This is a genomic window from Streptomyces geranii, assembly GCF_002954775.1.
Classification (GTDB): domain Bacteria; phylum Actinomycetota; class Actinomycetes; order Streptomycetales; family Streptomycetaceae; genus Streptomyces; species Streptomyces geranii.
On record NZ_PJME01000006.1, the window covers coordinates 379004 to 391563 of the forward strand.

Below are 12560 nucleotides of genomic sequence, written 5' to 3' on the forward strand. Positions count from 1 at the left end.
GGTGGGGGTACGGGATGGGTGGTTCTTTGGCTGCGGGGCGGTGGGGGCTGGTCGCGCGGTTCCCCGCGCCCCTGGTCGGGGGCACTTTCGCGCCACCCGACCTCACCAGCCCCCCTGCACAGACAACCTGCGGACAGCCCGCTTCCCGCCGGCTCAGCAGTTCACGTCCGCCTCCCCCGCCGTCAGGTGGTACGGGGCCCGTTCGTCCAGTAGCAGCGGAACCAGGGCTCGCAGTGACTGGCGCAGGGGTACGTACGCCCCGGCGCCGTCCGGCCTCGTCCGTACTCCGTGCAGGGCCAACTCGTCTGCCACCTCGGCGAATTGCTCTGCCGTGAGCCGATAGCCGCACGCCGGGTTCTCGATCACCTCGGTCGGTTCGGCGGGGTCGTTGTCCGCGCCGCCGAGGTAGATCGGGCCGGTGTCCCGGTAACCGGTCAGGCGGGCGGCGGCAGTTGCCGTGTCCACCTGGCGGCCTCGTTCGCCGGCGAAGCTGAACAAGCCCTTCAGGGCAGCCAGTTGGGAGTTCACCCGGCGGCGGTTGTTGTCCGGCTCCGGCGTGCCCTCCGTCGGCGGCTCGACGCGGCTCTCGATCAGGAGTCCTACCGAGTGCTTCACGCCGGACATGTTCCGCAGGATGCGTTCCTGTCCGTCGCCGGCGACCTGCCGGATCGGGTCGCCGGTGACGGGGTCGGTCCAGATGCCGTACGTGCCTGTCGTGAAGCCCGCGCTCCCGGCCGCCGGTCGGACGTACGACCGGGAAAGGGTCCGCGCCTCCGTGTGTACGGCCGCGTCGGTGTTCAGGTTGCGTGGCCAGAGGTCGAACAGGTCCTTCTCGTAGTACAGGGGGGTGGCCGTGTATTCGTGCAGGTCGTAGACGACATCCGGTCGGCGGTCGCGGAGGATCGTCGCCATCGCCCGTGCCTCCGCCGTCCGGAGGGACAGGTGGTCGCGGTTGATGTCCACGCCGTCGCTGTTGCCCCGGGTGTCGGCGGCGCGGCCGTCGGGGTTGGCGGTGGGGACGACCAGCAGGGTCGTGCGGGACAGGAACTCCTTCGTGCGCGCGTCCTTCGTGTACGCCAGGTCGCGGACCGTCGTCAGACAGGCCTCGCGGCCGGACGGCTCGTCGCCGTGCTGGCTGCAGATGAGCAGGACGGTGCGGGTGGTCGGGCGCTCGGCGATGCGTACGAGTTGCAGCGGGCGGTCCTGCTCGGTGGTGCCGATGCGGGTGAGCGTGACGCGGGTGCTCGCCCGGTCGACGGTGGCCAGGAAGTCCTGCTCCTCGGGCTGGGTCGTCCAGCGGGCGCCGTTCGTCTGCTCGAAGCCGGTGCGTGGGGGCGTCGGTCGGGCATCGGCGGCATAGGCGGGGGCGGACAGCAAGGGGGCGGCGAGGGCGGCGGCGATCACCGTGGCCAGACGCGGCTTCACAGCGCTCCCGGGATGCGGTGGGCGGCGCGCGGGTCGCGTACGCCGTCGAGGACGGACGGGGTCGGGGTGGCCGCGACGGTACCGGCCGTGGCCCGCGCGAACGCGCCCGCACCGCCGACGAGCGGGACCCTGGCCGTCGTACGGGACAGGTCGAGTGTGAGGGTCGGGGTGGTCGACGGGGGGTCGATGAGGTCCCTGTCGGTGCCCGCGACGATCAGGGCGAGTCGGTGGCCGGCCGGGAGCACGTGGTCGGTGGCGTGCAGGTCGAGGGTGATCGTGTAGGGCCTGCCCGGGGTGAGCGGGGTGCCCTTCGTGGCCGAGGCGTGGTTGCCCAGGTCGGCCCAGCCTCGGCTGACGATCGTGTAGTCGACGGCCGTCGTCTTCGCTTGCGTCGAGCGGAAGCAGGAGCTGTCGCCGGTGGTGCTCGGGCCCCAGCAGGTGCGGTCGGCGAGCGTGGTGATGCCCTCGGCGGCGTCGGCGTAGTCCCGGATGGTGTCCGGGCCGAGGTCGACCAGGACGGCCGTCAGGTGGGCCGTGGTGGTGGTCGGGGTCGCTCGCACGGTCACCGTGGACGAGCCCGATACGCGCAGGTCGGTGGCGAGCGGCTCGGTGATGAAGCCCGCCTTGCCGGGTGTCGGGGTGTCGATCCGCGCCGACCAGTCCGTCTCGCTCAGGCGCGGGTCGTCGGTGAACCTCTCCGTGCCCCGCTGCTTGCGCAGGCCGAGGGTGCCGACGCCGGGCTGTTCGCCGGTGCCGGGGCGCAGGCTCACGGTGTCGGTGGCGCGGGGCGGCCAGACGTTCGAGGTGACCCACTGGTCGGGGTGGCGTTCGACGTCGGCCATGGGTTCGTCGTCGATGCCGTTGTCGTAGCCGAGGAGTTCGTGGTCGAACCAGCGGTGCAGGGTGCCGGCCCAGGCGGCGCGGCGGAAGTCGAAGGGGTCGACGTGGCCGGTCTGGGAGAGCCAGATCCTGCGCTCGACACGGTTCTTCGCGAGGGCGTCCCACCACTGGCCGAAGTGCTTGGGGCGGACGTTGAGATCCTGTTGGCCATGGATGACGAAGACGCTGGCCCTGATCTTGCGGGCGTCCTTCACGTAGTCTCGCTCGGTCCAGAAGGACGTCCAGTCACCGGTGCGCGGGGCTCCGGCCACGATCTTCTGCTGTACGGCGGCGCACTTGGCGCGGGCGGCGGGGCTCTCGACGTAGTTCGACAGCCATTCGGGGCCGGAGTCGTAGAGCGGGGCGCCCTGGGCGAAGTAGTAGTCGTACCAGGAGGAGATGGCGCTGATCGGCACGATGGTCTTCAGGCCTTTTACGCCCGTCGCGGCCACGCCGTTGGCGATCGTGCCGTCGTAGCTCTTGCCGATCATGCCCGTCCGGCCGTTGGTCCAGGTGGCTTCGGCGCGGTCGGTGCCGGTGCGGCTCGTGTAGGCCTTGGCGCGGCCGTTCAGCCAGTCGACGACGGCCTTCGCGGACTGGATGTCGGAGCGTCCGCCGACATCGACGCACCCGTCGGAGCGGTTGGTGCCGGCCAGGTCGACGCCGACGAAGGCGTAGCCGCGCGGCACGAAGTAGTTGTCGTAGAACAGCGGCATCTGGACAACGTTGCCGTTCGCGTCGTACGTCTTGCGCTGGCTCTCGTTGCCGCGTCCGCAGCAGGAGTAGTAAGGGCTGGCGTCCATGATCACGGGTATCTTCCGGCCCTGCGCGGCGGGTTCACGCGGCCGGACGATGTCGACGGCGACGCGGTCGGTCCTTCCGTCGCTGTCGCCGTCGAGTCCGGTGTCCACCCAGACGGCCTCGCGGATCGCGTCGGCGTAGGAGTAGACGGGGCTGCTCTCGCGTGGGGCGCTGTGGGCGACCGCCGGGGTGAGCAGGGCGGCCATCAGGGCGGCGGTGGCCGCCGTCGCGAGCGTTCTCCAGGTCGTGAAGCGCGTGCGTTTCGGCATGCGCCGGACGGTACTGCGGTCAACTCCCGTTCAAAAGAGGGCCTCTTGGGATCGTGGCGGCCGAATGGCGATCGTGTGACACGGGTGGTTGTGGACCCGCCCGGTCCCACAGGTGATGAATAGGCTGCGAACAGACTTCATGCCCCCCACGACTTGGAGCTTTCGTGCACCGCAGACTCATCCCGTCGGGCGCGCTCGCGGCGGCCTCCCTGATGCTGGCGGTCCCGGCATCCGCCGCGAGCCCCTCCCCCGGCGCCCCGGGCATCGGCGACCCCTACTACCCGTCGTACGGCAACGGCGGCTACGACGTCTCGCACTACGACCTGCGGCTCAAGTACCAGCCCGCGACAGACGAGTTGGAGGGTACGGCGACCCTCCTGGCGACCACGACCCAGGATCTGTCGCGCTTCGACCTCGACTTCCTGCTCGACGTGAGCGAGGTGCGGGTCAACGGCTCGCGGGCTGCCTTCGCGACCTCCGGTGAGCACGAGCTGGAGATCACTCCGCGTACTCCCCTGGCCAAGGGGACGGCGGTCACGGTCGTGGTGCGGTACAGCGGGGTGCCGTCGTCGAAGCAGGCGTACGGCTTCACCAGCTGGCACCGGACACCCGACGGCGGGGTCGGCGCCAACGAGCCCGAGGCCGCCTGGTGGTGGTTCCCCAGCAACGACCACCCGCTCGACAAGGCCACGTACGACGTCTCGGTGCTCGTCCCGGACGGCTCGCAGGCGATCTCCAACGGCACGCTCCAGTCGACGAGTTCACGCCTCGGCTGGACCCGCTGGAACTGGCGCTCCAACAAGCCGCAGGCCACCTATCTCGCCACGCTCGCCGTCGGGAGGTTCCACCTCACGACCGGGACGACCGAGAGCGGCATCCCGGTGGTCAACGCCTACAGCAAGGACCTCGGCGACAACTACGGGGCCGCGCGGGCGAGCGTCGAGCGGACCGGGGAGGTCGCCGACTGGCTGGCGGAGTACTTCGGCCCGTATCCGTTCAACTCCCTCGGCGGGTATGTCCCGAACACGAACACCGGGTACGCGCTGGAGACGCAGACGCGCCCCTTCTACAGTCCCCGCCAGTTCGCGAACGGCACGAACGTCTCCGTCGTCGTCCATGAGCTGGCCCACCAGTGGTACGGCGACGCGGTGTCCGTCGCCGGCTGGAAGGACATCTGGGTCAACGAGGGCTTCGCGCGGTACGCGCAGTGGCTGTGGTCCGAGCACGAGAACGAGGGCACGGCACAGGAACTCGCCGACTACGTGTACGCCGTCCACCCGGCCGACGACCCGTTCTGGACCGTGAAGCCGGGCGACCCGGGCCCCGAGAACCAGTTCGACCTGGCCGTCTACGACCGAGGCGCGCTGGCCCTCCAGGCGCTGCGCAACGAGATCGGCGACACCGACTTCCTCGCGATCCTGAAGGGCTGGCCCACCAGGTTCGCGTACGGCAACGCGTCCGTCGCCGACTTCCGGGCGTACGCCGAGCAGGTGTCCGGCGAGTCGCTGGGGGCGCTCTTCGACACGTGGCTGTTCCAGGCGTCGAAACCGGCGGCTCCGGCGGTACGGGCGTCGGCCGTGCCGGTGGCACCGAAGTCGTGGAAGGCGATCGCGGCGACCAACTCCGTGCACGACGACGGGCACTGAGCCGCACGCCTCACAAGTAGGCCGACCCGCCTGACACGTTGAGGGTCTGGCCGGTCAGGAAGCCGCTGCCCTCGTCGATGACGTAGAGGAGGGTCGAGACCAGGTCGGACGGCAACTGCGTGCGCGGTACGGCCTGTTGGGCGCGGACGTGCTCGAAGCCGCCGTCCGCGCCCACCGTCCGCTCGGCCGTCGCCGTGCGGACCATGCTGGGGGCGATGGCGTTGACCGTGATGCCGCAGGGGCCGAGGGCCGAGGCGAGCGCGCGGGTGAAGCCGATCAGGCCCATCTTCGAGGTGACGTAGGGGACCATCGTGGGCGGGGCGGTGAGGACGGCCGCCGAGGTGATGTTCACGATGCGCCCCCAGCCCGCCGCCCTGAGGTGCGGCAGCACGGCCTGGGTGACCAGGAACGGCGCCTCCAGGTTCACCCGCATCACGCGCCGCCACTCCTCCGGGGTGGTGTCCTCGAAGGGCGAGGAGGGGTAGACGCCCGCGTTGTTGACCAGGATGTGCAGGGTGCCGAAGCGGTCGATGACGCGTTCCAGGGCCTGGCTCACCTGGGACTCGTCGGTGACGTCGGCGGTCAACTCCAGGTAGTCCAGCACCTTTCCGGCGGTCTCGGGCTGCGGGACCAGGTCCAGTCCGGCGACCCGGTAGCCGTGGCCCGCGAGCGCGACGGCGAACTCGTGGCCGAGGCCCTGTGCCGCGCCGGTCACGAGGGCGGTGCGCGTCTCCATGGGGCGAGTGTGGTGAGACACCGGCCGCTCGGCAAGAGCGCATTTCACTCGCCGGAACGGCCCGGTTGCCGCCCGCGCCCGGGGGGCCCACGCTGCGGTGCACCCCCCAGCCCGCGTTGCAGCCGCCCGTACGGGAGCCGTGTCCGATGACCGAGACCGAGCCTGCCGTGGACGACGCCGAGCGCGCCCGTGAACAGGGTGGCGGGCGGCGGCGGTTCAGGGTGCCGCCGCGGCTCGCCGGACTGCTGCCGCGCCGGGTGGTACGGGACGAACTGGGCGTACTGCTCGTGCTGGGGCTGCTGATCGCGGGCATCGGTATCCCGTATCCCGACTTCCTCGCCAGTGACAACCTGCTCTCCACCGCGCACAACTCCGTGTACATCTCGCTGATGGCGTGCGGGATGGTGTTCGCGCTCGCCATGCGCGAGGTCGACCTGTCGGTGGGTGGCAGCTACGCGATGTGCCTGGTCGTGGGGGCGCTGCTGGTGCGGGAGGGGACGCCGCCGTGGCTCGCCGTGCCGGTGATGCTGGCCACCGGGATTCTGCTCGGGGTGTTCAACGCGCTCGTCACGACGCTGCTCGCGCTGCCGTCGTTCATCGTCACGCTGGGCACGCTGCTGCTGTTCCGGGGTGTCGGGCTGGCCCTCGCGGACGGCAGGCAGATCACCGATCTGCCGCTGGACGACTCGTTCTTCACCCTCGCGGGCGGCGACGCGGGCGGAGTCCCGTTCGCGCTCTGGGTGCTGCTCGCGGTGGTCGTCGCCTTGTCGGTGGTGCTCGCCCGCACCCGTTTCGGGGCCCGGGTTCGGGCGATCGGCTCCAACCCCGAGGCCGCCGAGTTCAGCGGAATACCCGTCGTACGCACCCGGGTTCAGGCCCTCGCCCTCTCCGGCCTCACCACGGCCTGCGCCGCCGCTCTCGCCCTCGCCTTCAACGGCGCCGGTGATCCGACGCTCGGCCAGGGCTACGAGCTGCAGGCCATCGCCGCGTGCATCATCGGCGGCACTCCGCTGGCCGGCGGGCGCGGTTCGGTGATCGGTGCGGTGGCCGGGGCGATGATCCTGTCGGTCGTGGCCGCCGGGCTCGTGTTCTTCGAAGTCCCCATCAACTGGACGTCGTTCGCGACCGGCGGGGTCATCCTCGTCGCGGTCGCGGCCGACAGCGCGCTGCGCCGGACCGGACGCCGACGCAAATAGCCACCCAGGTGGCTCCCCCCTCTGTCACACCCGTCAACCACCCCTGTGGGTCGCTCCCTTGGAGGCCACGATGCACCGCCGACTCCGTACGCTGCCCGCCGCGCTCGGCGCGCTGGTGCTGCTGGCCGCCGCCGGATGCGGCGACTCCGACAGCGGTTCCGCCGGTTCGGGCGGAAAGCTCAACATGGGCATAGCAGTTGCCAACATTTCCCTGAACTTCGCGCACGAGATGGTCCTCGGCGCGGAGAGCGCGGCGAGCCACGCGGGCGACGTGAACTTCAAGGCCGTCGGGCCGCCCAACACCGACGGCCCCGCCGAGGTGCAGCTCTTCCAGAACCTCACCGCCCGCGCGAAGGACGGCATCGTCCTGGAGAACCTCGACCCGCCGATCTTCACCAGGCCCGCCGCCCGTGCGGTCGACCAGGGCATCCCGATCGTCGCCCTGGACACCTCCCCCACCGACGGCAGCAAGGTCACCTTCTATGTGGGCAACGACAACTACGCGCTGGGCGAGTTGATGGCGACGGAGGCACTGAAGCGGCTCGGTGCCGACCCGAAGGGCGAGATCGTCATCGGCGTGCCCAACCCGGGCACGCCGGTGCTGGACAACCGGGCCAAGGGGATCGCCGACACGTTCGCCGCGAAGGTGCCGGACGTGAAGGTGCTCGGCCCCTTCCAGACGTACAGCGATCCCGGGCAGAACTACAGTTCCTGGTCGGCGCAGGTCAACGCGCACCCGGACGCGCTGGCCTTCCTCGGGGTCGGGGACGCCGACAGCTACAACCTCGCCAAGATCAAGCAGGCGGAGGGCGGCAAGTGGCTGACGGCGGGCTTCGACGTCGACCCGAAGACGCTCGACGCGGTCAAGGACGGCTCGAACTTCGTCACCATCGACCCGCAGCACTTCCTCAAGGGCTATCTGTCGACGGCGATGCTGATCGAGGCGGTCCGGGAGAACGACGGCAAGCTGCTCGACGGCTGGTTCCTGTCCCCGGGCGGGGTCGTGGACTCCACCAACATCGACGAGATCATCACCCGCCAGAAGTCCCCCGAGGCGGCGTACGACTGGTACAAGCCGACGATCGACAAGCTCCTCGGCGACCAGCAGGCCAACCTCAAGCCGCTGAAGGACGCACGCTGAAATGACGTACGGGGATGTGCTGGTGGCGCGGGACCTGGTCAAGTCGTACGGCGGGGTGCGGGCGTTGGACGGCGCCGGGATCAGGCTGCGGGGCGGCGAGGTGCACGCGCTGGTCGGGGAGAACGGGGCGGGCAAGTCGACGCTGGTGCGCATCCTCTCGGGGACGCTGGCGGCGGACGAGGGGACGGTGCGTCTGACCGGGGCGACTCAAATCGCGGTGGTCTCGCAGGAGTTGAGCCTCTTCCCCGACCTCACGGTCCGGGAGAACCTCTTCCCGCACCGCCCACCGCGCCGCTTCGGCCTGCTGGACCACGGCGCGATGGACCGCGCCGCCCGCCCGGTCCTGGCCGACCTGGGCCTGGCCGTCGAGCCCGGCACCCTGCTCGGCGAACTCCCGCTGGCGGACCAGCAGTTGACGGAGATCGCCCGGGCCCTGCTGCGCCGCCCCGGACTCCTGGTCCTCGACGAACCGACCTCGGCGCTCCCGGCGGCGGCCGTGGACCGCCTCGAACGCGTCCTGCGCACCCTCACCGAGCGGGGCATCGCGGTCCTGTACGTCACCCACTTCCTGGAGGAGGTGATGCGCTTCGCGCAGCGCGTGACGGTCCTGCGGGACGGCCGGGTCGCCCTGGCAGGCGTACGCCGCACGGAACTCGACGTCCCCGAGCTGGTGACCGCGATGCTCGGCGGCCGGCCCGCCCCGCCGGTACGCCGCCGGAGGCGCGAGTCGATCGACGCGCCGCCGCCGGTGGTGCTGGCCGGGGTGAGCGTGCCCGGGCGGCTCACGGACGTGACGTTCACGGTGCGGGCGGGCGAGGTGGTCGGGGTCGCGGGGCTCCAAGGGGCGGGACATCTGGGCGCGTTGGAGGTGGTGTGCGGCCGTTCGGATGTCTCTGCCGGGCGGGTCGACATCGGGGGCCGGGGACAGCCGCGTTCGCTGCGGGCGGCGGTGCGGGCCGGGGTCGCGTTCGTGCCGAGCGACCGGAAGCGGTACGGGCTGATGACCGGGCGGACGGTGTGGGAGAACGCGACGGCGGTGAGCTGGCTGGCGCTGGGGCGGGGTGGCGTGATGCCGTCCCGCGCCGAACTCGTCGGCAGGACAGCGGAACTGACGGAACGTCTACGACTGCGCGGCGGCCCGCACGACGTCGTGGGCCGTCTCTCCGGCGGCAACCAGCAGAAGGTCGTCTTCGCGAAGTGGCTCGCGACCGACCCGAGGATCGTGGTCCTGGACGATCCGACCCGGGGCGTCGACGTCGGCGTACGGGCCGAAATGCACCGCATAGTCGGCGAGTTGGCGGCGGACGGCGCGGCCGTCCTGCTCGCCTCGACCGACCTCGCCGAACTGGCCGAGGTGTGCGACCGGGTGCTGGTGTTCGTGCGGGGGCGGATCACTGGAGAGGTGTACGGAAAGCGGTTGACGGAGCATGAGTTGGCGGTGGCGATTCAGCGGGGGGCGCCGAGGGTGGAGTGAGGGGTAAGGGGCGGCGGGGCAAGGGGAGTGAGGGCGCGGGGTAAGGCGGTGGAGGGCTAAGGAGGGTAGGGGTAAGGAGGGTGAAGGGCTCAGGCCGAGAGTCGCCTCGTCAGCGCTCGGGCCGCCGCGCACACGTGGGCGCCGACTCGGTCCACGTCCAGGCGACGGGTGCCGCCGGTCACCGAGATGGCGGCGACGGGGCGGGAGTCGCGGCCGTAGACCGGGGCCGCCACCGCCGAGATGCCTACCTCGGCCTCCTCCAGGTTGACGCCGTAGCCGCGGGCCCGGGTCAGGGCCAGGTCGCGGGCGAGCTGGCCGGGGAGGGTGAGGGTGCGGGGGGTCAGGCGGGGCAGGGTGGCGCGGGACAGCCGGGGGCCGTGGGCGAGGAAGATCTTGCCGGTGGCCGTGCAGTGGGCGGGGAGCCGGCCTCCGCTGCGGGAGACGATCGGGGTGGCGCGGCGGCCGGTGATCTTCTCCAGGAACAGGGTGTCGGTGCCGTCCGGCACGGCCAGGTGGACGTTCTCCTTCGTCGCGTCGTGCAGATCGCCGAGGAACGGCAGTGCCGTGTCCCGGAGTTCGCGTACGGACGGCGCCGACTGGCCGAGGACGAAGAGGGCGAGGCCGATGCGGTACGAGCCCTCGGGGGTGCGTTCGACGAGCCCGAGCCGGACCAGTTCGCCGATCAGCCGGTGCGCGGTCGGCTTGGGCAGGCCGGTGCGCAGGGCGAGTTCGGCGAGGCTCAGCGCGGTGTCGGCGTCACCGCAGACTCGTAGCAGCGTCACGCCTCGCGCGAGCACCGACTTCGGAACCGGTCCGTCCGTCATGGGGAGATGGTCGGGCCCTGGGGGCCGGGTGACAAGACGCGCGTGGCTATGAGTCCGGAACGTCTCCTCACGGTTGCCGCAGCGGTACGTCGAGCAGCATCGGCCGGGTCAACTCGCCCGCCCCGGCGACGATCTCCCGCACCTGCTCGGCGCCGCTCGCCCGTACGGCGTCGACGCCGAAGAACCGGGCCGCCTGGGTGAAGTCGAGCGGCCCCAACTCCGTTCCCGGGCAGACGCCTTGGCCGCCCATCGCCGCATAGGTGTCCTGGAGGGTGCGATAGACACCGTTGTTCATGACGACGAACAGCACGGGAGCCCGCGTACGGGCCGCGCTCCACAGCCCCTGAAGCCCGAACAGGGCACACCCGTCCCCGAGTACGGCGACGACCGGCCGCCCGGGCTCGGCGAGCGAGCGTCCGACGGCGGCACCGATGCCCCAGCCGAGGCCGCCGCCGACGGTGTGCGTATAGCTTCCGGGACGGTCGAGCCGTACCAGCTGCCGCAGCAACAGCCCTACGGTGATGACCTCTTCGACCACCACGGCGTCCGGCGGCAGTCCCCGGGCGACGGCGTGCGCGGCGGCCCAGGGGGCGAGGGGCGCCGGGGAGTACGCGGCGAGGGCGGCGGCCTCCGTCCGCTCGCGCTCGCTGCTGTGCCGCTCTCCGGCGCGCAGGATCCGCGACTTCGCGGTGTGCGCGGGCACTTGACCGCGCAGCAGCTCGGCGAGCTTGTCGAGGGAGGGCGCGAGTCCGCCCACCAGCCCCGCGTCGACGGGGAAGTTGCGGCCGATCTCGTCCGGGTCGGAGTCCAGCTGTACGACGGTGATGCCGGGCGGGAGCGCCGGACCCGGCGTGTAGTGGTGGGGCGTGAAGGCGTGCGCGCCGGCGATCAGGACGGTGTCGTACGGAGCGAGGGCGGCACGGATCGCGTCGTGGCGGGGCGGGAGCATGCCCGCGTGGAGGGGGTGGGTGGTCGGGAAGTCGAGCCAGTCGGCCATGGGTTGGTGGTGGACGGTGGCACCACAGGCCTCGGCGGTCCGGATCAGCGCGGGCAGCGCGCCCTCGCGGCCGACCGCGTCACCGGCGACGATCACTGGGCGGGTGGCCGCGCCGAGGAGGGCGGCGGCGCGGTCGAGGTCGGGGGCGGGGGCTGGACCGGGTCGGGGTGGGGTGCCGCGGGCCGGGACGTCGACCTCGGTGTCCTCGGCGAGGAGGTCCATGGGGACGGAGAGGAAGACGGGGCCGGCGGGGGGTCTGGCGGCGAGGGCGAAGGCGCGGCGCAGGGCGAGGGGGAGGTCGTGGGCGTGCTGGATGTCGTAGGCGGCCTTCACGGCGGGGGTGGCGAGGGAGACGAGGTCGCCGGTGAGCATCGGGTCCTGCTGGAGGTGGCGGCGGTCCTGTTGGCCCGCCATCACGACGAGGGGGGTGCGGGAGCGGCGGGCGTTGAGCAGGCCGAGGAGGCCGTTGGCGAGGCCGGCGGCGATGTGGAGGCTGACGAAGGCGGGGCGGCCGGTGGCTCGGGCGTAGCCGTCGGCCATGGAGACGACGGCTCCTTCGTGGATGCCGAGGGTGTAGGTGGGGGTTGGGGTGTCGGTGCCCTCGGTGTGGGCGGGGGCGGTGAGTTCGGTGAGTGCGGTGAGGAAGGGGAGTTCGGTGGTGCCGGGGTTGCCGAAGACGCGGTCCACGCCTTCGCCTCGGAGGATTTCCAGGAGGGCGAGGGCGGGGCGGGATCCCATGGGGGCTCCTCGGGGGCGGGGAGGGGTGGGGTGGTGCGGGCCGGTTGCTGGTCAGGGTCAGGGGACAGGTGGGTGAGGAGCAAGGGAGCCGTGTCGCTGAACGACACGCTTTTCCTCGCCCCCGCCGCCCCTACCCGTTCCCATCCCTGGGGGCTGCGCCCCCAGACCCCCGCTTGTCGGCCTGAACGGCCTCGTCCTCAAACGCCGGACAGGCTGAAGATACGAACCGGCGCTACAAGGCCAAGCCCCAAGCCTGCCCCTTCAGCCCCGGCCACCGCCCCCGGCCCTGACCAGCGCCCCCAGCCCCGGCCCCGACCACGACCAGCACCACTCAGCCCGTCCGGCGTTTGAGGACGAGGCCGTCCAGGCCGATCCACCACCCACCCCCGCCGTGCCCCCCCCCCCCCAACCGCCCCCCCCCCCCCCCCCCCGGC

General features: G+C 71.8%; 9 protein-coding genes. 4 read left to right on the forward strand and 5 right to left on the reverse strand.

Going from position 1 to position 12560, the window contains the following annotated elements:
* Window positions 1-153 precede the first annotated feature (153 nt).
* Both CW359_RS12305 and CW359_RS12310 read right to left on the reverse strand, forming a co-directional pair.
* The gene (locus CW359_RS12305) at window positions 154-1425 is read right to left on the reverse strand and encodes a M14 family metallopeptidase (protein ID WP_105969903.1); all 1272 of its coding nucleotides are present in this window, start codon (window positions 1423-1425) and stop codon (window positions 154-156) included.
* The gene (locus CW359_RS12310; RefSeq protein ID WP_105969904.1) at window positions 1422-3374 is read right to left on the reverse strand and encodes a Xaa-Pro dipeptidyl-peptidase; all 1953 of its coding nucleotides are present in this window, start codon (window positions 3372-3374) and stop codon (window positions 1422-1424) included. Before CW359_RS12310 ends, CW359_RS12305 begins: the two co-directional genes overlap by 4 nt.
* Before the next feature lie 164 nt (window positions 3375-3538).
* On the opposite strand from CW359_RS12310, the gene CW359_RS12315 reads away from it, so the two are divergent.
* On the forward strand, window positions 3539-5020 hold the full coding sequence (locus CW359_RS12315) for a M1 family metallopeptidase (RefSeq protein WP_198655188.1): 1482 nt from the start codon (window positions 3539-3541) through the stop codon (window positions 5018-5020).
* 10 nt (window positions 5021-5030) lie between these two features.
* On the opposite strand, the gene CW359_RS12320 is transcribed toward CW359_RS12315, so the two are convergent.
* Window positions 5031-5756 (reverse strand): SDR family NAD(P)-dependent oxidoreductase, encoded by a 726-nt coding sequence (locus CW359_RS12320; RefSeq protein ID WP_105969906.1) that lies wholly within the window; start codon window positions 5754-5756, stop codon window positions 5031-5033.
* A gap of 146 nt (window positions 5757-5902) precedes the next feature.
* Here CW359_RS12320 and CW359_RS12325 point away from each other — a divergent pair, with 146 nt between their 5' ends.
* The 3 genes from CW359_RS12325 to CW359_RS12335 all read left to right on the forward strand — a co-directional run bounded on the left by CW359_RS12325 (window position 5903) and on the right by CW359_RS12335 (window position 9567).
* Window positions 5903-6952 (forward strand): ABC transporter permease, encoded by a 1050-nt coding sequence (locus tag CW359_RS12325; RefSeq protein WP_105969907.1) that lies wholly within the window; start codon window positions 5903-5905, stop codon window positions 6950-6952.
* A 70-nt stretch (window positions 6953-7022) separates the two neighbouring features.
* On the forward strand, window positions 7023-8093 hold the full coding sequence (locus CW359_RS12330) for a sugar ABC transporter substrate-binding protein (protein WP_105969908.1): 1071 nt from the start codon (window positions 7023-7025) through the stop codon (window positions 8091-8093).
* 1 nt (window position 8094) lies between these two features.
* A complete protein-coding gene (locus CW359_RS12335) occupies window positions 8095-9567 on the forward strand; it encodes a sugar ABC transporter ATP-binding protein (RefSeq protein ID WP_105969909.1) in 1473 nt (490 codons plus the stop codon).
* An 89-nt stretch (window positions 9568-9656) separates the two neighbouring features.
* On the opposite strand, the gene CW359_RS12340 is transcribed toward CW359_RS12335, so the two are convergent.
* Both CW359_RS12340 and CW359_RS12345 read right to left on the reverse strand, forming a co-directional pair.
* Window positions 9657-10391, reverse strand: coding sequence for an IclR family transcriptional regulator (locus tag CW359_RS12340; protein WP_105969910.1), 735 nt, complete (start codon window positions 10389-10391; stop codon window positions 9657-9659).
* Window positions 10392-10458: 67 nt separating this feature from the next.
* Window positions 10459-12126, reverse strand: a complete 1668-nt coding sequence (locus CW359_RS12345; protein ID WP_105969911.1) for a thiamine pyrophosphate-binding protein — start codon at window positions 12124-12126, stop codon at window positions 10459-10461.
* Between the last annotated feature and the right edge of the window lie 434 nt (window positions 12127-12560).